Annotated in this window: 21 protein-coding genes, 1 tRNA gene and 1 pseudogene; 6 read left to right on the top strand and 17 right to left on the bottom strand. The window is 70.5% G+C overall.

Annotation, left to right across the window (positions count from 1 at the left end):
* Positions 1 to 36: 36 nt before the first annotated feature.
* A complete protein-coding gene (locus OHS81_RS30335) occupies positions 37 to 579 on the bottom strand; it encodes a GNAT family N-acetyltransferase (RefSeq protein ID WP_328388492.1) in 543 nt (180 codons plus the stop codon).
* Positions 580 to 932: 353 nt separating this feature from the next.
* Entirely contained in the window at positions 933 to 2069 is a 1137-nt protein-coding gene (locus tag OHS81_RS30325; RefSeq protein WP_328388490.1) for a glycerophosphodiester phosphodiesterase, read from the bottom strand.
* A 307-nt stretch (positions 2070 to 2376) separates the two neighbouring features.
* Here OHS81_RS30325 and OHS81_RS30320 point away from each other — a divergent pair, with 307 nt between their 5' ends.
* Entirely contained in the window at positions 2377 to 3045 is a 669-nt protein-coding gene (locus OHS81_RS30320; RefSeq protein WP_328388488.1) for a lysophospholipid acyltransferase family protein, read from the top strand.
* 141 nt (positions 3046 to 3186) lie between these two features.
* Here the strand turns inward: OHS81_RS30320 and OHS81_RS30315 are convergent, their stop codons facing one another.
* The 6 genes from OHS81_RS30315 to OHS81_RS30290 all read right to left on the bottom strand — a co-directional run bounded on the left by OHS81_RS30315 (position 3187) and on the right by OHS81_RS30290 (position 10899).
* Positions 3187 to 5157 (bottom strand): bifunctional metallophosphatase/5'-nucleotidase, encoded by a 1971-nt coding sequence (locus tag OHS81_RS30315; protein WP_328388486.1) that lies wholly within the window; start codon positions 5155 to 5157, stop codon positions 3187 to 3189.
* A gap of 265 nt (positions 5158 to 5422) precedes the next feature.
* Positions 5423 to 6967, bottom strand: a complete 1545-nt coding sequence (locus OHS81_RS30310) for an MFS transporter (RefSeq protein WP_328388485.1) — start codon at positions 6965 to 6967, stop codon at positions 5423 to 5425.
* A complete protein-coding gene (locus OHS81_RS30305) occupies positions 6964 to 7515 on the bottom strand; it encodes a TetR/AcrR family transcriptional regulator (RefSeq protein WP_328388483.1) in 552 nt (183 codons plus the stop codon). The genes OHS81_RS30310 and OHS81_RS30305 overlap by 4 nt, the downstream gene beginning before the upstream one ends.
* Positions 7516 to 7651: 136 nt before the next feature.
* The gene (gene argH, locus OHS81_RS30300; RefSeq protein WP_328388481.1) at positions 7652 to 9094 is read right to left on the bottom strand and encodes an argininosuccinate lyase; all 1443 of its coding nucleotides are present in this window, start codon (positions 9092 to 9094) and stop codon (positions 7652 to 7654) included.
* A gap of 116 nt (positions 9095 to 9210) precedes the next feature.
* The gene (locus tag OHS81_RS30295) at positions 9211 to 10404 is read right to left on the bottom strand and encodes an argininosuccinate synthase (RefSeq protein ID WP_328388479.1); all 1194 of its coding nucleotides are present in this window, start codon (positions 10402 to 10404) and stop codon (positions 9211 to 9213) included.
* Between the two features lie 117 nt (positions 10405 to 10521).
* Complete coding sequence (locus tag OHS81_RS30290) at positions 10522 to 10899, bottom strand: DUF488 domain-containing protein (RefSeq protein WP_328388477.1); 378 nt, start codon at positions 10897 to 10899, stop codon at positions 10522 to 10524.
* Positions 10900 to 11041: 142 nt separating this feature from the next.
* Between OHS81_RS30290 and OHS81_RS30285 the strand changes: the two genes are divergently transcribed.
* Positions 11042 to 11115 (top strand) — tRNA-Pro (locus OHS81_RS30285).
* 90 nt (positions 11116 to 11205) lie between these two features.
* Here OHS81_RS30285 and OHS81_RS30280 read toward each other — a convergent pair.
* Both OHS81_RS30280 and OHS81_RS30275 read right to left on the bottom strand, forming a co-directional pair.
* Positions 11206 to 11688, bottom strand: coding sequence for an SAM-dependent methyltransferase (locus tag OHS81_RS30280; RefSeq protein WP_328388475.1), 483 nt, complete (start codon positions 11686 to 11688; stop codon positions 11206 to 11208).
* A gap of 39 nt (positions 11689 to 11727) precedes the next feature.
* Positions 11728 to 13122, bottom strand: a complete 1395-nt coding sequence (locus tag OHS81_RS30275) for a Tat pathway signal protein (RefSeq protein ID WP_328388473.1) — start codon at positions 13120 to 13122, stop codon at positions 11728 to 11730.
* A gap of 194 nt (positions 13123 to 13316) precedes the next feature.
* On the opposite strand from OHS81_RS30275, the gene OHS81_RS30270 reads away from it, so the two are divergent.
* A complete protein-coding gene (locus OHS81_RS30270) occupies positions 13317 to 13733 on the top strand; it encodes an ATP-binding protein (RefSeq protein ID WP_328388471.1) in 417 nt (138 codons plus the stop codon).
* Complete coding sequence (locus OHS81_RS30265; RefSeq protein WP_328388469.1) at positions 13730 to 13921, top strand: hypothetical protein; 192 nt, start codon at positions 13730 to 13732, stop codon at positions 13919 to 13921. Before OHS81_RS30270 ends, OHS81_RS30265 begins: the two co-directional genes overlap by 4 nt.
* A 111-nt stretch (positions 13922 to 14032) precedes the next feature.
* On the opposite strand, the gene OHS81_RS30260 is transcribed toward OHS81_RS30265, so the two are convergent.
* From OHS81_RS30260 to argC, 6 genes are all read right to left on the bottom strand, one after another.
* Complete coding sequence (locus tag OHS81_RS30260) at positions 14033 to 15118, bottom strand: mechanosensitive ion channel family protein (RefSeq protein WP_328388467.1); 1086 nt, start codon at positions 15116 to 15118, stop codon at positions 14033 to 14035.
* 268 nt (positions 15119 to 15386) lie between these two features.
* Positions 15387 to 15959 carry an arginine repressor gene (locus OHS81_RS30255; RefSeq protein WP_328388465.1) on the bottom strand — a complete coding sequence of 191 codons (573 nt, stop codon included), beginning with the start codon at positions 15957 to 15959 and terminating at the stop codon, positions 15387 to 15389.
* An 8-nt stretch (positions 15960 to 15967) separates the two neighbouring features.
* Positions 15968 to 17203: an acetylornithine transaminase gene (locus OHS81_RS30250; RefSeq protein WP_328388463.1), complete on the bottom strand. Its 1236-nt coding sequence runs from the start codon at positions 17201 to 17203 to the stop codon at positions 15968 to 15970.
* Positions 17200 to 18117 (bottom strand): acetylglutamate kinase, encoded by a 918-nt coding sequence (gene argB, locus OHS81_RS30245; RefSeq protein ID WP_328388461.1) that lies wholly within the window; start codon positions 18115 to 18117, stop codon positions 17200 to 17202. The genes OHS81_RS30250 and argB overlap by 4 nt, the downstream gene beginning before the upstream one ends.
* Before the next feature lie 132 nt (positions 18118 to 18249).
* Complete coding sequence (gene argJ / locus OHS81_RS30240) at positions 18250 to 19428, bottom strand: bifunctional glutamate N-acetyltransferase/amino-acid acetyltransferase ArgJ (protein WP_328388460.1); 1179 nt, start codon at positions 19426 to 19428, stop codon at positions 18250 to 18252.
* Positions 19429 to 19498: 70 nt separating this feature from the next.
* The gene (argC, locus tag OHS81_RS30235; RefSeq protein WP_328388458.1) at positions 19499 to 20527 is read right to left on the bottom strand and encodes an N-acetyl-gamma-glutamyl-phosphate reductase; all 1029 of its coding nucleotides are present in this window, start codon (positions 20525 to 20527) and stop codon (positions 19499 to 19501) included.
* A 259-nt stretch (positions 20528 to 20786) separates the two neighbouring features.
* On the opposite strand from argC, the pseudogene OHS81_RS30230 reads away from it, so the two are divergent.
* Positions 20787 to 20993 (top strand): annotated as a pseudogene (locus OHS81_RS30230) (MFS transporter); the annotation flags it as partial.
* A 76-nt stretch (positions 20994 to 21069) separates the two neighbouring features.
* Here the strand turns inward: OHS81_RS30230 and OHS81_RS30225 are convergent.
* On the bottom strand, positions 21070 to 21594 hold the full coding sequence (locus OHS81_RS30225; RefSeq protein WP_328388456.1) for an ATP-binding protein: 525 nt from the start codon (positions 21592 to 21594) through the stop codon (positions 21070 to 21072).
* Positions 21595 to 21970: 376 nt separating this feature from the next.
* Between OHS81_RS30225 and OHS81_RS30220 the strand changes: the two genes are divergently transcribed.
* On the top strand, positions 21971 to 23503 hold the full coding sequence (locus OHS81_RS30220) for an FAD-dependent monooxygenase (protein ID WP_328388454.1): 1533 nt from the start codon (positions 21971 to 21973) through the stop codon (positions 23501 to 23503).
* Positions 23504 to 23507: the final 4 nt, after the last annotated feature.

The raw sequence follows: 23507 nt of genomic DNA, 5'->3' as shown, positions 1-23507 counted from the left end.
CGGACCCGCACCCCCCTTTTCTCCTGCCGGGCGGCTTCACGCCTGGGCGGCGAACTCCCCCTGGCTCGGTTCGGCGGGCGTCCCCACGGCGGCGGCCTCCGTGCGGCGCTCCTTCTCCAGCGTGACCACGCTCAGCCGGGGGGTGCGCTGCTCGGTGCCCACGGGCGCATAGCCGCGGCTGCGGTACAGCCGCAGATTGCCCTCGCTGCGGTGGCCGGTGAACAGGCGGTAGCGGGTGGCCGACCGCTCGGCCGCCAGCCGCTGCTCGACGGCATCGAGCAGCCGCCCGCCCAGGCCGTGCCGCTGCATCCGCGGGTGCACGATGAGCTTGGCTATCCGCGCGGTGCCGTCCTCGTCGACCGTGCCGCGCACGGACCCGACCACCTCCTCGCCGAGCCTGGCCACCATGACGCAGCCCTCGCCCAGTTCGGCGCGCAGCGCCTGCAGCGTCTGGGTGAGTGGTTCGATGGCGTAGTCGTCGTACAGCGCGGCTTCCTGCTGGTAGCAGAGGTACTGGAGTTTGAGGATCTGCTCGGCGTCCTGGTCGGTCGCCGCAGAGATGGTCACGCTCGTGCCCATGCGCGTATGCCTCCCCTATTCGGTTCGTTGGTCCGGGCGCTCGAGGGTGAGAGGGGTGCGCCCGGAACGATGTGCCCTGACGGACGGCGCCGTGGGGTACCCGTCGCCGCCATGGCGTGGCTGACACTGCTTCTTCCGGGTTCCCCGGTATGTGGCAGCGGCAATCTCCGCCGCGAGCATTCTGCGCAGGCATATGGGGCAGACGGAACGGACCGGCACCGAGCTCTCCTGTGACATTCCCAACTCAGATGAGAATGCGGGGAAGTCACAGGAGAGCGCAGGGGAGGTGGTGCCGGTCCGGGCTCCGCCACGGCGGCGGTCAACCGCAAGGGTCACTCAAGGGCCGCTACGGGTCAGCGCTTGCGGAACTCCGCGGCCGCCAGCAGCGCGGTGTCGGGGTTGTCGGAGAACAGGCCGTCGATACCGGTGCCCAGGAGCGCCTTGAAGAAGCGGAGGGAGTCGCCGTAGGCGTTCGGGTCGGTGCCGCGGCGCATGTCGGTCGGCAGGAAGGTGTTCTCGTTGCGGACGGTGTAGGGGTGCAGCACCAGCCCGGCGGCGTGTGCGTCCTTGACGATGGAGGTGGGCTTGCCGAGCTTGCCGTCCTTGTCCCGGGGGATGATCGCGGTCAGGTCCGGGCCGATGCCCTGGGCGAACCCGGCGAGCCACTTCAGGCCCTCGGGCTTGATCAGATCGGCGACCTTGCGCGGGTCCCCTGCCTCGGTGAAGTCCCAGGGCCGGGTGTCGGGCGTGTCCAGAAGGACGATCTTGGGGCAGTCGACCAGCTTGTCCAGGCGCTGGATGCTGCTCGGCTCGAAGGACTGCAGGAAGTTCGGGGAGTTCTTCCGGTGCCGGCCGTGCGCCCGCAGCGCCTTGGCCAGCCGCTCCTCCAGGCCGAGGCCGAGCTTCCGGAAGTAGGTGGGGTGCTTGGTCTCGATGTGCAGCCAGACGCGGCGGCCCCGCTTGCGGCCCTCGCGCTCGGCCCACTGCAGGACCTCCTCGAAGGTCGGCACCTCCCACACACCGTCGTAGAGGGTGTTGTGCTGGCGGGTGCCCGGTATGCGCTCCTTGGCGCGCAGGGTCTTGAGCTCCGCGAGCGTGAAGTCCTCGGTGAACCAGCCGGTCAGCTTGGCACCGTCGACGGTCTTGGTGGTCTTGCGGTCCGCGAACTCGGGGTGCGCGGAGACATCGGTGGTGGCGGTGATGTCGTTCTCGTGACGGCAGACCAGATGCCCGTCCTTGGTGGGGACGAGGTCCTGCTCGATGACGTCCGCGCCCATGTCGAGGGCGAGTTGGTAGGAGCCGAAGGTGTGCTCGGGGCGGTAGCCGCTGGCGCCGCGGTGACCGACGATCAGCGGCACCGGCAGCTCCTGGGGCGCGCCCTCGCGGGCATGGGCGCTCGCCTGGCCGGCTCCGCCGAATACCGCCGCTCCCGCGCCGAGAGCCGCGGCGCCCAGCACCGTCCGTCGTCCCGGCTGCTGCCACTTGTGCATGCGCACACTCCTTGTCCGAGGTGTTTTGTGTGTTCACAGGTGCTTCCGGGTGTTTTCCGGCGTGCGGTGAAGCGTGTTGCACACCGGCCCACGGAACCGGGCTGATCGTAAGCACGGACGGGTCATGCCGGGGAGACGCCCACCAACATAGGGGGGAACATGGAGGTAACACACGTCAACCGTGGGTCAACTGTGCGTATCGACCTCGTGAACCCGATGTGCGAGTCGGCGTGACCCGCGAGTATTGTCCTGGGCTGCAGAGATCTGCGCCCGCTTGACGTTGACCAGTCGCGACCCGGAGGGCCCGTTGTCCCGCATTGTGCTGAAGGCGATTCTCGGATTCGTCATGCGTGTCCTGTACCGCCCGAAGGTCGAGGGCATGGAGCGCATTCCGGCGACCGGGCCGGTGATCCTGGCCGGCAATCACGTCACCTTCATCGACTCGCTGTTCCTGAGCCTGGTGGTCAAGCGCCCGGTGTACTTCATCGGCAAGGACGAGTACGTCACCGGCAAGGGCGTCAAGGGCCGGCTGATGGCCTGGTTCTTCACCAGCTCCGGCATGATCCCGGTGGACCGCGACGGCGGGCACGGCGGTGTCGCGGCGCTGATGACCGGCCGCCGGATCCTGGAGGAGGGCAGCGTCTTCGGCATCTACCCCGAGGGCACCCGCTCCCCCGACGGCCGTCTCTACCGCGGCCGTACGGGTATCGCCCGGCTCACCCTGATGACCGGCGCGCCCGTCGTCCCGTTCGCGATGATCGGCACGGACAAGGTGCAGCCCGGTGGCAAGGGCCGCCCGCACATCGCCCCGGTGACCGTGCGCTTCGGTGAGCCGCTGGACTTCTCCCGCTACGACGGCATGGACCGCGACCGCTATGTGCTGCGAGCGGTCACCGACGAGGTGATGAGCGACGTGATGGAGCTGTCCGGCCAGGAGTACGTCGACATCTACGCCACCAAGGCCAGGGCCGCCTGACCCGCCCCCCGACCGTACGCCGGGCCCCGTCCGATTCCCGGACGGGGCCCGTGGTGCGTGCGGTGCTCCGTGGTGCCTGCGGTGCTCCGTGGTGCGTGCGGTGCTCCCGCCCGGGTCAGCGGGCACCCGGCCCGCCCCGGGTCAGCAGGGCACCCGGAAGCCGCCGGGGGCGCGCTGGCCCTCGGCGCCGCCGGTCAGCGCCGTACGCAGCGCCGCCTCGGGCCGCGGTACCACACTGCCGTCGGCCTGCAGGAGTTGCTGGCGCTGGGTGACGGTGCCGGTGCGGGCGCCGGGCACCCCCGCGTTCTTGACCCGCACCCGGTTCAGCGGAGCGGGCGTGAGCTGCTTCTTGGTGCGGACGAAGGTGATGAAGCTCTCGTAGTCGCGGGTGTGCCGGACCGGTGCGGTGAAGCCGGTGAAAGCGCTGAAGCCGTCCTGGTTGATGAGGGTGTACGAGGGGGCGGCGAGGCGGTAGCGGCGGCCGGTGTCGAGTGCGGTGCCGTCGATGAAGACGTCGTCGGGGTCGATCCGCCGGCCGACCGGCCCCGCGGCGTCGAAGGTGTAGCGGACGTTTGCGGAGACCGCCAGCGGTGAGAAGCCGAGGCCGCCGCCGGCGGTCGGCGCCCACTGTTCCTCCAGCGCGTCATGGATCTGCCGGCCGGTGACGGTGACGGTCAGGATCGGGTCGCCGAAGCCCACGGAGTTCCAGGCCTGGGCAAAGGTGACGGTGCCGTCGGTCTCCTGGCTGCGGATCAGATCGCCGGCGATCACCGCCTGGCCGACGCGCGGGGCGACCGCGATCACGGCGAGGTCCGCGGGGGTGTTGGGGTGGTCGGCGGGGTCGTCCATCGGGCCGTGCGGCTGCCGGCCCGCCCACAGCGCCCAGTCGGCGACGAGGTTGCCCATGGTGGACTCCCCCAGCGTGTTGCGCCGCCGGGTGAAGGAGGCGGTCTGGGTGCCGATCTTGGTGCGGGCGCGGCGGGAGGCGTAGTCCGCCCAGTAGCCGGCGATCGAGCGCAGCTCGGGATCCGGCGTCACATCGCGGGTGTTGGGGTGGTTGGTGGAGGTGGTCAGCTCCCGGATCACCGCTCCGGTGTCCGGGTCGAGGCGGAGATTGATCTCGTTGATGATCTGCCCGTAGCAACCGGCCTCGACGAAGGGGCGGGGGTCGCCGTTGGGGTCGGGCAGCATCATGGTGAAGGCGCGGTGCCAGTGGCCGGTGACGATGGCATCGATGTCGGGCGAGACGCGCAGCGCCAGTTCGTAGGCGGGTCCCGAGGGGTTCTTGCCGCTGGAGAAGTCGCTGCCGGCCACCGCGCCGTCGTGCATGCTGAGCACGATCGCATGGACGCCGCGCTTCTTGAGCTCGGCGGCACAGCGGTTGGCGGTCTCCAGTTCGTCGAGGGTGCGCAGTCCCGGCTGGTAGGAGCCGGGGAACGACTCGGTGCCGATGGCGGTCAGATGGATGAAGCCGATCGCCAGCCGGCGGCCCCGGCCGGCGTCCACGTACTCGATGTTGTACGGCGCCAGTACGGGCTCGCCGGTCGTGTTCCACACCATGTTGGCGCAGTAGTAGGGGAACTTCGCGCCCTCGAAGCGGCGCCCGGTGGAGTCCTTGAAGTCGTCGTCCCGGCCGACGACCGGGAAGGCGTCGCCGTCGCCCATGTGCGAGGTCAGGAAGGCCGCCGACTTGTCGAACTCGTGGTTGCCGGTCGAGGCGAAGTCCATGCCCATGGCGTTGAGCGCCTCGATGGTGGGCTCGTCGGCGAAGGAGGAGGCGTCGAACTCCCAGCCGGAGAAGAGGTCGCCGGGGGCGAAGAAGAGCGAGTTGTCGCGGCCGTCTCTCAGCCGCTCCAGGTGGGCGGCCATATAGGCCACGCCGCCCACGGTGTACGTCTTTCCGCCGGCACCGGTGATGAGGGAGTTGGCGCCCGGGGCGCCCTGCAGGTAGCCGTGCAGATCGGTGATGTTGAGGAGCTGGACGTCGACGTATTCGTCGGCGCCGGCCGCGTCGCGGGCGTGGCCGGTGGCGTAGGCGTTGCTGCCGATGGCGCTCGCGGTGGCCAGGGCCCCCGCGGCGGTGATGAAGGAGCGTCGTCCGATGTCGCGCACTGCGTCACTCTCCTGAACGAGCCGTCCGTAGGGGGACGACGGGAGAGTCAAGCGAGCCGCGCCGGACGGCCGGTCACCAGCACACGTACCGGGCGTGAACAGGCGAGGGACAGTCGCCCCCAGGGCGTGTCCCGTGGATCATGGCCGGTGCACGGCTCCGTGATCCACAGGACACGCCCTGAGGCGCGGTGGGTGCCCGCCGTCCGGGGGATCGGCCCGGGGGTCCCCCCGGTCTCGCAGGCCCCCGGAGTGCGGGAGACGCCCCCTAGCTGTTGGCCAGCTCCTGGCCGCGGAGCAGGAACCAGGCGGCCACCGCGGCGGACAGCAGGACCGCCGCACCCACCGCGGCCGCGGCGTCCACCCCGGCGACGAAGGAGTGCTGGGCGGCCTTGACCAGTGCCGCGGCCTGGTCGGCGGGGAGGTGGCGGGCCGCCTCGAAGGCGCCGCCGAGCGATTCGCGGGCGGCGTCCGCGGCCTGGGCCGGGATCCCGGGCGGGGCGGCGAAGCCTCGGTAGATGCCGGTCACGATGGAACCCAGCAGCGCGATGCCGAGTGCGGCGCCCAGTTCGTACGCCGTCTCGGAGACCGCGGAGGCGGCTCCCGCCTCTTCCTTGGGGACGCTGGAGAGGATCACATCGGCGGTGACGGTGAACGAGAAACCGGCGCCGATGCCGACGACGAAGAGGATCAGGCACAGTGCGGCGGTGCCGGTGTCGCCGTGCAGGGTGGTGCAGCCGACGAGCGCGAGCCCGACCACGGCGAGGCCGCCGGCCACCACGATCCGTACGGACAGCCGGCGGGCGACCCAGCCGGCCGCCAGACCGGCGCCCACCGCACCGATCGCGGCCGGGAGTTCGGTGAGCCCGGCATTGAGCGGCGAGCGCAGCTGCACCATCTGGAGGAACTGGGAGAGGAAGAAGACCAGGCCGGACAGTCCGAGGATGGTCAGCAGGTCGGCCAGCACCGCTCCGGAGAAGCCGCGGTGGTGAAAGAGCTTCATGTTCAGCAGCGGCGAGGGGAGGGTGAGCTGCCGCCGGACGAACACGAACAGGGCGAGCACGCCGAGGACGGCGGCCAGCGCGATGTCCCAGCGGTAGCCCTCCACCGCTGCTTCCTTGATGGCGTAGACGACGGCGACGATGCCCACCAGGGTCAGCAGCACGCTGGGGATGTCCCACGGGCCGGGGTCCGGATTACGTGACTCCGGGATGACCCTGGCGCCGACGGCCACCAGGAGCGCCATCACCGGCAGGTTGATCAGGAAGACCGAACCCCACCAGAAGTGCCCCAGCAGAAAGCCGCCGAGGACCGGCCCCACCGCCATACCGGCCGAGGCCATCGCGCCCCAGATGCCGATGGCCAGGCTGCGTTCCCTGGGGTCGTGGAAGAGGTTGCGGATGAGCGCCAGGGTGGCCGGCATCAGCGTGGCGCCGGCCACGCCCTGCAGCGCACGGGCGGCGATCATCATCTCCGGCGTGGTGGCGTACGCGGCGAGCACCGACATGGCGCCGAAGCCGACCGAGCCGATCAGCAGCAGCTTCTTCCGGCCGATGCGGTCGCCGAGGCTGCCCATGGAGACCAGCAGACCGGCGATGACGAAGGAGTAGATGTCACCGATCCACAGCAGCTGCGTCCCGGACGGCTTGAGGTCTTCGCTGAGGAAGGGGGTGGCGAGGCCGAGGACCGTGGCGTCGACGCCGACCAGCAGGACGGCGAGGACGAGGACGGCGAGCGCGAGCCAGCGTCCCGGCCGGGGCTGGTCGTCCACATGAGCCGAGCCGGCCGGTTCTGACGCTATGGTCTCGGTCATTTCTCCATGCTCCGTCGGATGCCGCCGAGCAGCAGCTCGGCGATCGAGTGGTTGAGGTCATTGCGGGCGACCCGTCCTTCGTGGACGGCCCAGGCCCCGGCGCCGATCAGGCCGTAGAAGGCCTCGGTGAGCCAGGCGGCGCTCAGATCGATGCGGAAGCCGCCCTCTTCCTGGCCGCGGCGGAAGAGGGCGGAGATACGGGCGTCCAGCTCCGCCCAGCCGGCGTTGATCTCGCCGTCCTCGAAGAGCTGGTTCTCGGTGAAGAGGAAGGCCAGGACGGCGGCGACCGGTTCGGCCTCGGCGATCAGCCGGCGCAGCGCCTCGGCGGCGTCCCCCTCCTCCAGCCGCGCCGCGTCCATCGCCTGCACGAACTGTGCGATGCCGTGCTCCTCCAGCGCCCTGATCAGTGCGTCCCGGCCGGCGAAGTGCCGGTGGAGCGTCGCGCGGCTGATGCCCGCGGCGCGGGCGATCTCGTCCATCGGCGTCGACGCCCGGCGCGTGAGCAACGCGGCGGCTTCCTTGAGTACCCGTTCACGATCCACAGCCATGAGACACATAGTAGCTGAATGAGACGTTGATGTCTCACATGACCCTCGCCACACGCACGACGGCGGCCCGCCTCCGGGTCTCTCTCCCGGGGACGGGCCGCCGTCACACACTCCTGTGACCAGGAGGTGTCTCCCTCTAGGCCAGCTCGGTGGCTTTCTTGGCCGCAGCCCACTCCTGCTGCTTCACCAGATCGGCCCGCACCTCGGCGAGCTGAACCGCCACCGCGGAGGGCGCGGTGCCACCGCGGCCGCTGCGCGAGGCGAGCGCGCCGGGGACGTTGAGGACGCCGCGGACCTCGGGGGTCAGATGCGGGGAGATCTTGGCGAACTGCTCGTCGGTGAGCTGGTCGAGCTCGATGTCGTGCGCCTCGCACTCCTTGACGCACTCACCGGCGACCTCGTGCGCCACCCGGAACGGCACGCCCTGCTTGACCAGCCACTCCGCGATGTCGGTGGCCAGCGAGAAACCGGCCGGGGCCAGCTCCTCCATCCGCTCACGGTTGACGGTCAGCGTGGCCATCATGCCGGTGAACGCCGGGAGCAGCACCTCCAGTTGGTCACAGGAGTCGAAAACCGGCTCCTTGTCCTCCTGGAGGTCACGGTTGTAGGCGAGCGGCAGCGCCTTGAGCGTCGCCAGCAGACCGGTCAGATTGCCGATGAGACGCCCCGACTTGCCCCGCGCCAGTTCCGCGATGTCCGGGTTCTTCTTCTGCGGCATGATCGAGGAGCCGGTCGAGAAGGCGTCGTGGAGCGTGACGAAGGAGAACTCCTTCGTGTTCCAGAGGATGATTTCCTCCGCGATCCGGGAGAGGTTCACCCCGATCATCGCCGTGATGAAGGCGAACTCCGCGACGAAGTCACGGGAGGCCGTGCCGTCGATGGAGTTGCCGGCCGAGCCGTGCTCGAAGCCGAGGTCGGCCGCGACCGCCTCCGGGTCGAGGCCGAGCGAGGAACCGGCCAGCGCACCCGAGCCGTACGGGGAGACTGCGGTGCGGTCGTCCCACTGCCGCAGCCGCTCCGCGTCCCGGGACAGCGACTGCACATGCGCCAGCACATGGTGGGCGAAGAGCACCGGCTGGGCGTGCTGGAGGTGGGTGCGGCCCGGCATCGCGACGTCCGGGTGGGTCTCGGCGAGGGAGACCAGCGCCTCCTGGAGGTCGGCGATCAGCCCGCCGACGATCCGGGCGTGGTCGCGCAGGTACATCCGGAAGAGCGTGGCGACCTGGTCGTTGCGCGACCGGCCGGCCCGCAGCTTGCCGCCGAGGTCCGGACCCAGCCGCTCCAGCAGCCCGCGCTCCAGGGCGGTGTGGACGTCCTCGTCGGCGATGGTGCCGGTGAAGGAGCCGTCGGCGACGTCCGAGGCGAGCTGGTCGAGCCCGGCGAGCATGCGGGTCAGCTCGTCCTCGGTGAGCAGGCCCGCCTTGTGGAGCACCCGGGCGTGCGCACGGGAGCCGGCGATGTCGTACGGGGCCAGCCGCCAGTCGAAGTGGACCGACGCCGACAGCTGGGCCAGCGCCTCTGCCGGACCGTCGGCGAACCGGCCGCCCCAGAGCCGGACGTCACCGCTGTTGCTGCTCACTGCTGCTCCTCAAGGCTGCTTCGGATACGCGACCTCCCCCTGGGCCTGAGGACCAGGGGGTACCCCCGCCGCGGGGGCGGGGAGGCGGGCCGTCGTACGGAGATAACGAGACGGGCTCAGGCCAGGTCGCGCTTGGCCGCGATCTTGCTCGACATGCCGAAGAGCTCGATGAAGCCCTTCGAGAGCGACTGGTCGAAGGTGTCGCCGGTGTCGTACGTCGCGAGGTTGAAGTCGTAGAGCGACTGGTCGGACTTCCGGCCGGTGACCACCGCGCGGCCGCCGTGCAGGGTCATCCGGATGTCGCCGGTGACCTGCTGGTTGGCCTCGTTGATGAAGCCTTCCAGGGCGCGCTTGAGCGGCGAGAACCACAGGCCGTCGTAGACCAGCTCGCCCCAGCGCTGCTCGACCTGGCGCTTGTAGCGGGCCAGTTCGCGCTCGACGGTGACGTTCTCCAGCTCCTGGTGCGCGGTGATCAGCGCGATGGCGCCGGGCGCCTCGTACACCTCACGGGACTTGATGCCGACCAGCCGGTCCTCGACCATGTCGATCCGGCCGATGCCCTGGCCGCCGGCCCGCTCGTTGAGCTGCTGGATGGCCTGCAGGACGGTGACGGGCTTGCCGTCGATCGCGACCGGGACGCCCTCCTTGAAGGTGATGACGACCTCGTCGGCCTCCCGCTGGACGGCCGGGTTCTCCGTGTACTCGTACACGTCCTCGATCGGCGCGTTCCAGATGTCCTCCAGGAAGCCCGTCTCCACGGCCCGCCCGAAGACGTTCTGGTCGATGGAGTACGGCGACTTCTTGGTGGTCGCGATCGGGAGGTTCTTCTCCTCGCAGAACGCGATCGCCTTGTCCCGGGTCATCGCGTAGTCACGGACCGGGGCGATGCACTTCAGGTCGGGGGCGAGGGAGGAGATACCGGCCTCGAAGCGGACCTGGTCGTTGCCCTTGCCGGTGCAGCCGTGGGCGACGGTGGTGGCGCCGTGCTTCCTCGCGGCGGCGACCAGGTGCTTGACGATGGTCGGCCGCGAGAGCGCGGAGACCAGCGGGTAGCGGTCCATGTACAGGGCGTTGGCCTTGATCGCCGGGAGGCAGTACTCGTCGGCGAATTCATCCTTGGCGTCCGCGACCTCGGCCTCGACCGCACCGCAGTCGAGCGCACGCTTGCGGATGACGTCCAGGTCCTCGCCGCCCTGGCCGACGTCCACGGCAACGGCGATGACCTCGGCGCCCGTCTCCTCGGCGATCCAGCCGATACAGACAGAGGTGTCCAGGCCGCCCGAGTAGGCGAGTACGACGCGCTCGGTCACGGGTTTCTCCTTACGGTGCATACGCTGATGGGTATAAGTATGCACTCCACCGTATGTTTCGTCAACGGGACGATGAACACGCAGGTCAACGGGCGGGCCACCGGCGCGGCGGACCCCTCAGAACCCCTCTCGCAGCACCTCGATCAGGACGTTCACATGACTCACCGACACGTCTTTCGTGGCCGTCAGCAGCGTCAGCGGCCCCTGCGCGGCCCGCTCCCGCAGCCCCTCCAGCACCGGCTGCGCCGCCTCCCGCGCCAGCTCCTCGCGGTACCGCTCGGCGAACTCCGCGAACCGCGGTCCCTCGTGACGGAACCAGCGGCGCAGCTCCGACGAGGGCGCCACGTCCTTGCACCACTCGGTGAGCTGCGCATCCGCCTTGGACAGCCCGCGCGGCCACAGCCGGTCGACCAGCACCCGGGACCCGTCCGCCGGCTCCGGCGGCTCGTAGACCCGGCGCACCCGGAGGGCGTCCTTTGCCGACATATCACCCATATGCGTATCGAATCACGTAAGCGCACGCCCTGCAGGAGGCCCGAAAGGGCACGGTGAGGGACCCGCTTTGGATTCATGGCCCCGGACAGGGTATTTTTCTTCTGCACGCCCCGGCCGGGAGTCCTCCGGCCGGCACGAGCACCGGGACGTGGCGCAGCTTGGTAGCGCACTTGACTGGGGGTCAAGGGGTCGCAGGTTCAAATCCTGTCGTCCCGACGGTGCAGTAAGGGCTTAGAGCCCAGGTCAGGGCCTTGTCCCCGCTTCGGCGGGAACAAGGCCCTCGATCGTTTTCTGCGGGAGAGCGCCTTACGCGCGAGGGTCGGCGTAGTAGTCGGCCAGCATCTCCGAGGGCCAGCCGGGCTCGCGCACCTCGCCCTGCGGTCCCATCACGCTGAACCACGGCTTGATGTCCAGCACCGGTGTGCCATCCACGGCATCCAGCGCTTCCACGTGCAGATCCAGGCCATCCACCTTGACCAGGCGGCACCGCGAAACGCCCAGCCAATTCACTCGGCGCATGTTGCGGTGAGCGAAGATGCCGCCGGCCGGCCAGTCGGGGTTGCCGCGGGGGTGCCGGGGCTCCGGGTGCAGATCGGTGGGGTCGGTCAGGTGGAAGCGGAAGACGACCTCGAGGTGGGAGAAGGCATCCAGACCGACGACCGACTCCTCGGTGAACTGCTCCGGGTCGATACGGATGACGGAGCGGGTACCACCCCAGTAGTCATCCGTGGGCTCGGCGCGTCCACCCACCACGTGGGCGACGGGCACGACCTTGAACTCTTCTGTCATGGGGGCTGAACTCCTCGGAGAAGTGGACGGGACGGGCGGTCAGGCGGTCTCGGCAAGGTAAGCAGCAGCACGGTGATCGAGTTCGGCCACCGTGGGGATACCGCGCCCGCGTACGGGCGACAGGGCACGACGCATGTCCAAGGCAGTACGGCGAGCGCGCGCCGAACGAATACCGTCCATGGAGTCCAAGGCACGCGACCAGGTGGCGCAGGCTTCCTCCATGGCTCCCTGCCTCGCCTGGACGGCACCGAGATATCCAAGGGTCACGGCGTGCGTGCGGGTGAACGAGGAGGCAGCGCGGGTACGGACGCTGCGTCGGAACTGCTGCTGTGCGCCGTTCAGATCCCCGATGTCGCGCAGAGTACACGCGGTCTCATGCGCGAGGCTGGCCTCGCTGAAGAAAAACACCCTGGCCGGATCCTCGTCGCCGGGGCGAGCGGACGACAGGTCATCCTCGGCGCGGAGCAACGCGGCGACGGCGGCCTTCTTCTGTCCGGCAGCCGCCAGCGCGCGGGCATGGACGACACCCAGCAGTGCGCGCTCACGTGGGGTCGCGAGAACGTAGCGGGCACCATCCATCGAGGCCGCGGCAACGTTCAGGGCGTGGCCCGGGTGCCCGAGGTCCACCGCCTGGTGAGCCATGGCCCGGAGGACGTGCCCCGCCATAGGCGCGTCACCGGCCTCTGCCGCCAAGCTCACCGCAGTCGTGAAGTAGCGCTGCGCGAGCGAGTGTTCAGCGCTGTCGAATGCCATCCAACCGGACAGGTAGGCCAGTTCACCGGCGGCGGAGAACATCTCCCGCCGGACACTGCCGTCCGTGAAGTGGCCGTTCAGGTAAGCGGCAACATCGGTCGTGAGGTACTGGACCACTGCCGTGCGGGCGTGACCACCGCCGTGCCGCTGGTCGACGCGGGAAAACATGGCCGCCATGTCGCGGACGGCCACCAGGTCCCGGCGGCCGACCTTGGGACGGTTCGCCATGGAAGACACGGTGGAGCGCTCGGCCTTCTGCGTCCACCACGCGGGACCGGGCACAGTCAGCGCGGCAACTGAGTATGCGGCGGCGGTGAGGGCACGCCTGCGCCCTATGTCCAAGTCGTCTCTCCCCAACTCGTTGAGCGCTGCCAGCGTATCCAGACGCCAGGCGGGCGCGTCTTCCGAGGAAGTGACAGCGAGCCCGATCTCGCTCAACGTGACCGGTCTGCGGAGTCGACGCGAGAGGGCCTCGGCCAAGTAGCGCGCAGTGGGTTCGGAGGGCGTAGCCCCGGCCACCCAGTGGGCGATGGCGGAGCGGTTCGTACGCACACCGTCCCCGGCCTCACCTGCGATGGAACGCACCGAACGGGCCAGCGTCTCGTACGTCACCCCAGCCGCCTTGATCACGTCTTGGAGCAGGGTGTTACGCGTGCGTTGCCGTCCGCCTGAGTCACCCATCCGACCTCCTCCCTGATGACGCGGCCCCGCCCAACCCCAGCCAGGCGATGCGGCCAACGCCTAAACGCGTTAAACGCGTTGCTCCCTTGCACACCCTTGGACACGTGGCGTGACGCTCGTTGACTGGAGCGTAGCCGTCGTCCAGGACGTTACAGCGGCTCGAAGAAGATTGGCCCACCACCGACGAGGTCCCGATGGCCATGACCGCATCCCGCCCCACCGGACACCCCGGATACAGCGAAACGCTGCTGCGCAGACCCGAGAGCGTGGCCGTCGCCCGCCGTCTGGTGCGCTGCGCACTGACTGCCTGGGGCCTGGAGGAACTGGCCGACGACGGAGCCTTGGTGGTCTCCGAGTTGGTGACCAATGCCGTGCAGCACGCACGGAGCGAGGTGATCCGGCTGGTCGTCAGCCGCCCCGGCCCGGGAACGGTGCGGATCGGGGTGGTGGACAAGTCGAAGGCCCCTCCACGGCACCGCCCGCCGGGGAACGAGGACGACAGCGGGCGGGGCCTCGTGCTGCTGGCCGGACTGACGGCCGCCTGGGGTACCGACCGGCTCCCTTGGGGCAAGCGGGTCTGGGGCGAACTGCACAGGAAGGACGGCCGGTGAAGGGTGCGGACAAGCCCTGGGTGGGCGATCTGGTGCACGACGAGGGCACCGGCCGGACCGGCATCGTCAGCGATGTGCGCGGGGGCGTCTATGTGCTGCGGCCGGACAACGGGCCGGGCCACTGGCTCTGCGACGTCCCCGGGCGGCTGACGGTGGTCGTTCCGCGGGAAGAGCGACGTGACGGCTGAGCTGAGGCGAGGCCAGGCGAGGTGCGAGCCCGGCCGCCCCGGGGGGGGGAAGACCCGCGCGGGGCGGCCGGATTCGCGGCCGGGCTCGCGGCCGGGCTCGCGGCCGCGGGGCTACGGCACCGGCGGGACCGCGGCCGAGACATCCCGCTGGTGCGGTATCGCGATCTCTTCCGGCTTCTGCAGTGCCACGGTCCGGGCCGGGGAGGGGATGCGGATGCCCTCGGCCCGGTAACGCTGGTGCAGGCGCTTGATGAACTCGTGCTTGATCCGGTACTGGTCGCTGAACTCGCCGACGCCCAGGATCACCGTGAAGCTGATCCTGGAGTCGCCGAAGGTGTGGAAGCGGACGGCCGGTTCGTGGTCGGGGTCGCCGCCGTCGACGTCCTTCATCACGCTCTCGACGACCTCGGTGGTGACCCGCTCGACATGGTCGAGGTCACTGTCGTAACCGACACCCACCTGCACCAGGATCGTCAACTTCTGTTCCGGCCGGGTGAAGTTGGTCATGTTGGTGCCGGCCAGCTGGGCGTTGGAGATGATCACCAGGTTGTTGGAGAGCTGGCGCACCACGGTGTTCCGCCAGTTGACGTCGACGACATAGCCCTCCTCGCCACTGCTGAGCCGGATGTAGTCACCGGGCTGCACCGTCTTGGAGGCGAGGATGTGCACGCCCGCGAAGAGGTTGGCGAGGGTGTCCTGAAGGGCCAGGGCGACGGCGAGGCCGCCCACGCCCAGGGCGGTGAGCAGCGGGGCGATGGAGATGCCCAGGGTCTGCAGGACGACGAGGAAACCCATCGCCAGGACGATGATGCGGGTGATGTTGGCGAAGATGGTCGCCGATCCGGCCACCCCGGACCGGGACTGCGCGAAGGACTTCACCACTCCGGTGATCACCCGGGCCGCGGTGAGCGTGACGACCAGGATGAGCAGCACCATCAGCGTCCGGTTGACGGTGCGTCCGACCGCCTCCGTCAGCGGCAGCGCCGCGGCCGCCGCCGCCAGACCGCCGGTGACCGCCGCCCAGGGCACCACCGCCCGCAGCGCGTCGACGAGGATGTCGTCCCCGCTCCACCGGGTTTTGAGGGCGTGTTTGCCCAGCCACCGCAGGGCGACCCGCAGCAGCAGACCCGCCACGATGCCGGCCGCCAGCGCGGCCCCGGCCACGATCAGATCGTGCAGTGTCACAGCGCGGTTCACCGGCCGGCTCCCCCTGCGGCCGGAAGGAGCGGCCTTGCTATCAGCCGGATGTGATGTCTCGTCACCATGCCACCTGCTCGTCTCTAGGGCTGCGTAGGCGCCGGGACATCCGCGGACGTCCCGGCGCGAACTGCCATCCTGCCGTATGGGGTTCGGCAGGCAGCGGGTGGCTCGGGTGGGATGGTGCACGGTGCGCACGGCCGCCGCCGGGGGCGGGGCGGTTCGCTCCCCGGGGTGACGCGAGGCGCGGGGAGCGGCGCGGGCGGTGTCAGTGCGCCTTTTGCGCCAGGCGCAGCAGATGGTCGGCGAGGGCCTGGCCGCCCGCCGGGTCGCGGCTGATGAGCATCAGGGTGTCGTCGCCCGCGATGGTGCCGAGGATGTCGTGGAGTTCTGCCTGGTCGATGGCCGAGGCCAGGAACTGGGCGGCGCCCGGCGGGGTGCGCAGGACCACGAGGTTGGCGGAGGCCTCGGCGGAGATGAGGAGTTCGCCGGAGAGGCGGCGCATCCGCTCCTCCTTGGCCGACTCCCCCAGCGGCGCCCGCGGCTTGCGGTCGCCGCCCTCGCTGGGCACCGCGTAGATCAGCTCGCCGCCGGTGTTGCGGATCTTCACCGCGCCCAGCTCGTCCAGATCGCGCGAGAGCGTCGCCTGGGTGACGGACAGGCCGTCGTCGGCGAGCAGCTTGGCGAGCTGGCTCTGGGAGCGGACCGGCAGCCGGTTGAGGATGTCCACGATCCGGCGGTGGCGGGCGGTGCGGGTCTGCGGTACGGCCTGGCCGCCGTTCTGCGCCTCGTTGTCCTGCGCCTCGTTGTCCTGCGCCTCTTTGTCCTGCGGCTCGGTCATCGTTGTCGTCAGTCTCCGGCTCGTCGTTCCCCGTCGGCCCCTTGGAGGACCGTGTTCAGGACGCCGGGAAGCTTGTGGAGGAACACTTCCGCTTCGTCGTCGGAGACGATCAGCGGCGGGGCGAGCCGGATGACGTCCGGCGCGACCGCGTTCACCAGCAGGCCCGCGTCCTGAGCCGCCTGCTGCACCTGTGGCGCGAGCGGCTCCGTCAAGACGATACCCAGGAGGAGGCCCGCACCGCGGACCTGGCCGACCAACGGGTGGCCCAGGGCCTCGGTTCCGTTCCTCAGCCGTTCGCCGACCCGCTTGACGTTCTCCAGGACGCCGTCGGCCTCGATGGTGTCCAGGACGGCGAGGGCGCCGGCGCAGACGACCGGGTTGCCGCTGAAGGTCGAGCCGTGCGAACCGGGCGTGAGCAGGTCGGCGGCCGGGCCGAAGGCCAGCGTGGCGCCGATCGGCAGACCGCCGCCCAGGCCCTTGGCGAGGGTGACGACGTCGGCCTCGATGCCCTGCGCCTGGGACTCCAGCCAGTGTCCGGTCCGGCCGATGCCGGTCTGGATCTCGTCCAGGACCAGCAGGGTGCCGGTGGCGGCGGTGATCTCGCGGGCGGCCCGGAGGTAGCCGGGCGGCGGGACGATGACGCCGTTCTCGCCCTGGACGGGCTCCAGGATGACGAAGGCGGTGTCGGTGGTGACGGCGGCCCGGAGCGCGTCGACGTCCCCGTACGGGACGTAGTCGACATCGCCGGGCAGCGGTGCGAACGGCGCCTGCTTGGCGGGCTGGCCGGTGAGGGCGAGGGCGCCCATGGTACGGCCGTGGAAGCCGCCGGCCGTGGAGACCATATGGCGGCGCCCGGTCAGCCGGCCGATCTTGAAGGCGGCTTCGTTGGCCTCGGCTCCGGAGTTGGAGAAGTAGACCCGGCCGGGGCGTCCGGCCAGCGCGAGCAGGCGCTCGGCGAGGGCCACGGTGGGCTCGGTGACGAAGAAGTTCGAGACATGACCGAGGGTGGCGACCTGGTCGGAGACGGCGCGGACCACCGCGGGGTGGGCGTGGCCGAGGGCGTTGACCGCGATGCCGCCGAGGAAGTCCAGGTACTCCTTGCCGTCGGCGTCCCACACCTTGGCGCCCTCGCCCCGGACGAGCGGGATACGGGGGGTGCCGAAGTTGTCCATCATGGCGCCCTGCCAGCGGCCGGTGAGGCCTGCGTTGGTCACCGGGCCGTGGCGGTGTGCCGCGTCGCTCATGTCGCCCCCTCGATCGTGTTCGCGTCCGGCACGACCATCGTGCCGATTCCTTCGTCGGTGAAGATCTCCAGCAGAATCGAGTGCTGGACCCGCCCGTCGATGACCCGGGCGGTGTGGACGCCGTTGCGGACGGCGTGCAGACAGCCCCGCATCTTGGGGACCATGCCGCTGGCCAGGTCGGGCAGCAGCTTTTCCAGTTCGGTGGCGGTGAGGCGGGAGATCACCTCGTCGCTCTGGGGCCAGTCCTCGTACAGCCCCTCGACGTCGGTGAGCACCATCAGCGTCTCGGCGCCGAGGGCCGCGGCCAGCGCGGCCGCGGCGGTGTCGGCGTTGACGTTGAAGACACCGGAGGCATCGCCCTCGTCGCTGCTGCGGGCGATCGAGGAGATGACCGGGATCCGGCCGTCCTCCAGGAGGGCGTGGACGGCCCCGGGGTCGATGCCGGTGATCTCGCCGACCCGGCCGATGTCCACCTGCTCGCCGTCGATATCGGCGAAGTGCTTGGTCGCGGTCATCAGATGGGCGTCCTCGCCGGTCATGCCGACGGCGAGCGGACCGTGCTCGTTGAGCAGCCCCACCAGCTCGCGCTGCACCTGGCCGGCCAGCACCATCCGTACGACGTTCATCGCCTCGGGCGTGGTGACCCGCAGGCCGCCCTTGAACTCGGACTCCAGGCCGAGCAGGTCCAGCTGGGCGCTGATCTGCGGGCCGCCGCCGTGCACGACGACGGGGCGCAGTCCGGCGTGCCGCAGGAAGACCACGTCCTGGGCGAAGGCCCGCTTGAGCTCTTCGTCGACCATGGCGTTGCCGCCGAACTTGATGACGACGGTCTTGCCGTGGTGCCGGGTCAGCCAGGGCAGCGCCTCGATGAGGGTCCGGGCCTTGGGGAGCGCGGTGTGTTTGCGGGTACTCATGCGCCGGCCTCGCTCCGCTCGGCGGGCTGTGAGTACGGCACGCACCTTTGAATGATTCGCTCGCTCATGCTGCGGCCTCGCTTCTGGGGGCGTGCCGGGAGCCCGGCACGCGCCGGTGATGGATGCGCTCGCTCATGAGGAGTACGCGCTGTTCTCGTGGACGTAGTCGGCGGTCAGGTCGTTGGCCCAGATGACCGCGGACTCGGTGCCGGCCGCGAGGTCGGCGGTGATGCGTACCTCCCGGTAGCGCATGTCGACCAGGTCGCGGTCCTCGCCCACCGAGCCGTTCTTGCAGACCCAGACGTCGTTGATGGCGACATTGAGCTGGTCGGGCTCGAAGACGGCGGAGGTGGTGCCGATGGCGGAGAGCACCCGGCCCCAGTTGGGGTCCTCGCCGTGGATGGCGCACTTGAGGAGGTTGTTGCGGGCGATGGAGCGGCCGACCTCGACCGCGTCGTCCTCGCCGGCCGCGCCCACGACCTCGATGCGGATGTCCTTGCTGGCGCCCTCGGCGTCCCCGATCAGCTGCCGGGCCAGGTCGGCGCAGACCGTGCGCACCGCCTCGGCGAACGCGGCGGTGTCCGGTACGACGCCGGAGGCGCCCGAGGCGAGCAGCAGCACCGTGTCATTGGTCGACATACAGCCGTCGGAGTCGACCCGGTCGAAGGTGGTGCGGGTCGCGTCGCGCAGTGCCGTATCGAGGTCGGCGGCCGGCAGATCGGCGTCGGTGGTCAGCACGACGAGCATGGTGGCCAGGCCCGGGGCAAGCATGCCGGCGCCCTTGGCCATCCCGCCGACGGTCCAGCCTCCACCGGCCTGGGGCCGGGTGGTGTCCCCGACGGTGACCTGGGCGGTCTTGTGCACGCTGTCGGTGGTCTTGATGGCGATGGCGGCCTTCTCGCCGCCGTGTTCGGTCAGTTCCGCCGCGGCCCGCTCGACTCCGGGCAGCAGCTTGTCCATCGGGAGCCGCAGGCCGATCAGCCCGGTGGAGGCGATCGCCACCTCGCCGGCGTTGTGCCCCAGCACCTCGGCGGCCTTCTCCGCGGTGGCGTGGGTGTCCTGGAAGCCGAGCGGGCCCGTACAGGCGTTGGCACCACCGGAGTTGAGGACGACGGCGGAGACCGTGCCGCCCTTGAGGACCTGCTCGGACCAGACGACCGGTGCGGCCTTGACGCGGTTGGAGGTGAAGACACCGGCGGCGGCCAGTCGCGGCCCGTTGTTCACCACGAGGGCGAGGTCCGGGTTTCCGTTCTCCTTGAGCCCGGCGGCGATGCCCGCCGCCGTGAACCCCTGTGCTGCCGTGACGCTCACTGCTTCTTCTCCTCCGTCGCTTCGCCGGCCACCCCGCCGGTCACGCTGTGCTGGCCCGGGTCCGTCCGTGTCACGGAGCCACCCCGACCTTCGAAAGCCCGGTCTCCTCGGGGAGGCCGAGGGCGATGTTCATGCTCTGCACCGCGCCGCCCGCGGTCCCCTTGGTGAGGTTGTCGAGGGCGCTGATCGCGATGATCCGGCCGGCTGCGGCATCGAGTGTCACCTGGACCTGGGCGGTGTTGGAGCCGTACACGGCGGCGGTCGACGGCCACTGGCCCTCGGGCAGCAGCCGCAGGAACGGCTCGTCGGCCAGCGCCTTCTCGTACGCGGCCCGTACGGCACCGGCGTCCACACCGGGCTTCGCCTTCGCCGAGCAGGTGGCGAGGATGCCACGCGACATGGGGGCCAGGGTCGGGGTGAAGGAGACGCTGATCCGCTCGCCGGCCACCGCGCTCAGGTTCTGGATCATCTCGGGGGTGTGCCGGTGCCCGCCGCCGACGCTGTACGGGCTCATCGAGCCCATGACCTCGGAGCCCAGCAGATGCGGTTTGAGGGCCTTGCCGGCGCCGGAGGTGCCGGTGGCCGCGACGATCACGGCCTCGGGCTCGGCGAGCCGGTCCGCGTAGGCGGGGAACAGGGCGAGCGAGACGGCGGTGGGGTAGCAGCCCGGGACCGCGATGCGCCGGGTCCCCTGGAGCGCGGCGCGGCCCCCGGGCAGCTCCGGAAGGCCGTACGGCCAGGTCCCGGCGTGGGCCGAGCCGTAGAAGGCCTCCCAGTCGGCGGAATCGCTGAGCCGGAAGTCGGCGCCGCAGTCGACGACCAGCACATCCGGCCCCAGCTCCTCGGCGACCGCGGCGGACTGGCCGTGCGGCAGCGCGAGGAAGACGACGTCGTGCCCGGCCAGCACCTCGGCGGAGGTCGGCTGGAGCTCGCGGTCCGCCAGCGGGGCCAGATGCGGCTGCAGCCCGCCCAGGCGCTGCCCGGCGTTGGAGTGCCCGGTCAGCGCCCCGATCTCCACCTCCGGGTGCCCCAGAAGCAGGCGCAGCACTTCACCACCCGCATACCCGCTCGCACCGGCCACTGCTGCTCGTACCGTCATGGACCTCTCCTCCTTGATGGCATGACTATACGGATAGCGGCAGTTTTATGCAATGGGTCGGAGTGCGGATGCGGAAGGGCGTGCGGAGGGGATGCGGTGAGACCGGCCATGAATTGAGTTGCGGCGGGAGGTGTGCGCCCGGTGGGCTGCTTCCAGGGACGGCGCCACCGACGAGGAGCGACCGGCGAGGGACGGGAGGGTCCGGGCGATCACCGGGCAACCGGCTCCCTGGCACGGACCGGCGGCGCTCGTGGCCCTGATGCTGGCCGCCTTCACCTTCAACACTGCGGAGAACCTGCCGATCGGCCTCCTGGAGCTCATCTCCGAGAGCCTTCACGTGCCCCTGTCAGCGGTCGGCCTGCTGGTCACCGGATACGGCGTGACGGTGGCCGCCGCCTCTTTGCCGCTCGCCCACGCCCTGTTCCGGGCCGTGATGGGGCCGGTCGCGGTGGGCCTGTTCGCGCCCCGGGCCGCCCGGGCGGGCGGCCCGGGCGGCCCGCCGCCCTGTGGCGATCTTTGGTTTTCCGCTCAGCGGGCGGACCTCAGCTCTTGACGGCCTCCGCGACCTGCAGGGCGGCCTGGGCGGGCGTGAGGTGCGTGGTGTCGACGACCTCGGCCTCGCCGTGCAGCCACGCGCGGGCCGCCTCGGCGTAGGGCTCAAGGTACTTGAGACGGAACGGGGAGTCGGGGCCAAGAACAGTGTCGCCCGCGATGCGCCCGCGGAGGGTGTCCTGGTCGGCGTGGAGGACGAAGTGCCGTACCGGAATGGCATGGTGGGCGAGGCCCGTGCTGATCTCGCGCCAGTACTGCTCGACCAGGACGGTCATGGGCATCACCAGAGTGCCGCCGGTGTAGTCGAGTACGCGGCGGGCGGTCTCGACCACGAGCGGCCGCCACGGCGGCCAGTGCTGGAAGTTGTCCGTCCCGGGCAGCCCCGGCGTGATGTCCATGAGTGTCTCGCCGACCTTCTCGGCGTCGAACACCCGTGAATCCGGGATCAGCTGCTGCACGAGTGCACCGGTCGTCGTCTTGCCCACTCCGTGAGTGCCGTTGAGCCATACGATCATGGGCACAAAGCTAGCGCTGTGCGGCCGCGGGAACGGGCGTCTTCGCCGACGGGCTTGCCCTTCCGGCCTTCACCACCGGCACCGGCACGGGCACCGTCAGCAAAAGACAAAGGCAAGGAGATTTCCCACTCCTTGCCACTTTCAACTTATAGCGCACCGGGGGGCTTGCGGCAAGGCCCGGGGGGTGCCGCAGAATGTTCGGCCAAGGCCAGGACCTGCGGAAATCGTAGATTCGCGACGTGCGTGGGCGGTTGTCGGCGTAGGTCGATGCAGCGGTTCCGGGGACTCGGCGCGGAGGGGCGGAGGGGCGGGTGTGCGCGCCGCCGGACCGCGCGGGCAGTTGGCCGAAATTCCCTCTCGTGGAACGGGGCGTTTGATGATTGACGTGATCGTGGTCGGCGGCGGGCCGACCGGCTTGATGCTGGCCTGCGAGCTGCGGCTGCACGGCGTGCGGGTGGTCGTGCTGGAGAAGCTGGCCGAGCCGACCGGGGAGTCCCGCGGGCAGGGGCTGCACGCGCGCAGCGTCGAGCTGATGGACCAGCGCGGCCTCCTGGACCGGTTCCTCGCGGTCAGTGAGAAGTTCCGGGCCGGCGGGCTTTTCGGCGGCATCATGAAGGCGTGGCCGGACCGGCTGGAAACGGCTCACCCGTACGCCCTCGCCGTCCCGCAGCCGGTCACCGAGCGGCTGCTCCACGAGCGTGCCGTCGAACTCGGTACCGAGATCCGGCGCGGCTGCGAAGTGGCCGGGCTGAGCCAGGACGAGGACGGGGTGACCGTCGAGCTGGCGAGCGGGGATGCCTCCGCCCATGAGGGCCTGGCCGGTGGGGGGCTCCCCGGCACGGTGGGCGTGGCCGGTGGGGGTCCCCCCGGCCATGGGGGCGTAGCCGCCGGGAGAGGCAGGCACCTGCGTGCGCGCTACGTCGTCGGGTGCGACGGCGGCCGCAGTGCGGTGCGCAAGCTGCTCGGGGTCGGTTTCCCCGGTGAGCCCGCCACCACCGAGACGCTGCTGGGTGAGATGGAGGTGGCCGAGGATCCGGCGACGGTCGCCGCCGTCGTCGAGGAAGTACGCACGACCCAGCTGCGGTTCGGCGTCGCCCCCAGGCAGGACGGGGTGTGCCGCGTCATCGTGCCCGCCGACGGGGTGGCCGAGGACCGTGCGACCGCGCCGACCCTGGAGGAGTTCAAGCAGCAGCTGCGGGCGACCGCGGGCACCGACTTCGGGGTGCACTCGCCGCGCTGGCTGTCCCGGTTCGGCGACGCCACCCGGCAGGCCGAGCACTACCGGGTGGGCCGGGTCCTGCTGGCCGGCGATGCGGCGCACATCCACCCGCCGACCGGCGGGCAGGGGCTCAACCTCGGCGTGCAGGACGCGTTCAACCTCGGCTGGAAGCTGGCCGCCGAGGTCGGCGGCCGGGCGCCGGAGGGGCTGCTGGACAGCTACCACGCCGAACGGCACCCGGTGGGCGCAGCCGTGCTGGACAGCACCCGTGCCCAGATGACGCTGCTGGGGACCGGTCCGGGGGCGACCGCGCTGCGGGAGCTGTTCTCGAAGCTGATGGACTTCGAGGAGGTGAACCGGTACGTGACCGGGATGATCACCGCGGTCGGGGTCCGCTACGACTTCGGCGAGGGCCACGAACTGCTCGGCCGGCGGCTGCGGGACGTGCAGCTGAAGCAGGGGCGCCTCTACGAGCTGATGCACGGCGGCCGCGGACTGCTGCTCGATCAGACCGGCCGGCTGTCGGTGGCGGGCTGGGCGGATCGCGTCGACCACGTCGTCGACGTCAGCGAGGAACTGGACGTGCCGGCGGCGCTGCTGCGGCCGGACGGCCATGTGGCGTGGGTGGGTGACGATCAGCAGGATCTGCTCCGCCGGCTGCCCCGGTGGTTCGGCGCTGCCGCCGGTTGAGCGA

The sequence above is a fragment of the Streptomyces sp. NBC_00400 genome (assembly GCF_036048035.1).
In the GTDB taxonomy this organism is placed as follows: Bacteria; Actinomycetota; Actinomycetes; order Streptomycetales; family Streptomycetaceae; genus Streptomyces.
This window is presented reverse-complemented; position numbering and strand designations above follow the sequence as displayed.

Coding starts and splice junctions, on each gene's coding strand:
- OHS81_RS30335 (WP_328388492.1), bottom strand. CDS start 579: ATGGGCACGAGCGTGACCATCTCTGCGGCGACCGACCAGGACGCCGAG.
- OHS81_RS30325 (WP_328388490.1), bottom strand. CDS start 2,069: ATGCACAAGTGGCAGCAGCCGGGACGACGGACGGTGCTGGGCGCCGCG.
- OHS81_RS30310 (WP_328388485.1), bottom strand. CDS start 6,967: ATGACCGAGACCATAGCGTCAGAACCGGCCGGCTCGGCTCATGTGGAC.
- OHS81_RS30305 (WP_328388483.1), bottom strand. CDS start 7,515: ATGGCTGTGGATCGTGAACGGGTACTCAAGGAAGCCGCCGCGTTGCTC.
- OHS81_RS30290 (WP_328388477.1), bottom strand. CDS start 10,899: ATGGGTGATATGTCGGCAAAGGACGCCCTCCGGGTGCGCCGGGTCTAC.
- OHS81_RS30280 (WP_328388475.1), bottom strand. CDS start 11,688: ATGACAGAAGAGTTCAAGGTCGTGCCCGTCGCCCACGTGGTGGGTGGA.
- OHS81_RS30275 (WP_328388473.1), bottom strand. CDS start 13,122: ATGGGTGACTCAGGCGGACGGCAACGCACGCGTAACACCCTGCTCCAA.
- OHS81_RS30270 (WP_328388471.1), top strand. CDS start 13,317: ATGGCCATGACCGCATCCCGCCCCACCGGACACCCCGGATACAGCGAA.
- OHS81_RS30255 (WP_328388465.1), bottom strand. CDS start 15,959: ATGACCGAGCCGCAGGACAAAGAGGCGCAGGACAACGAGGCGCAGGAC.
- OHS81_RS30250 (WP_328388463.1), bottom strand. CDS start 17,203: ATGAGCGACGCGGCACACCGCCACGGCCCGGTGACCAACGCAGGCCTC.
- argB (WP_328388461.1), bottom strand. CDS start 18,117: ATGAGTACCCGCAAACACACCGCGCTCCCCAAGGCCCGGACCCTCATC.
- argC (WP_328388458.1), bottom strand. CDS start 20,527: ATGACGGTACGAGCAGCAGTGGCCGGTGCGAGCGGGTATGCGGGTGGT.
- OHS81_RS30225 (WP_328388456.1), bottom strand. CDS start 21,594: ATGATCGTATGGCTCAACGGCACTCACGGAGTGGGCAAGACGACGACC.
- OHS81_RS30220 (WP_328388454.1), top strand. CDS start 21,971: ATGATTGACGTGATCGTGGTCGGCGGCGGGCCGACCGGCTTGATGCTG.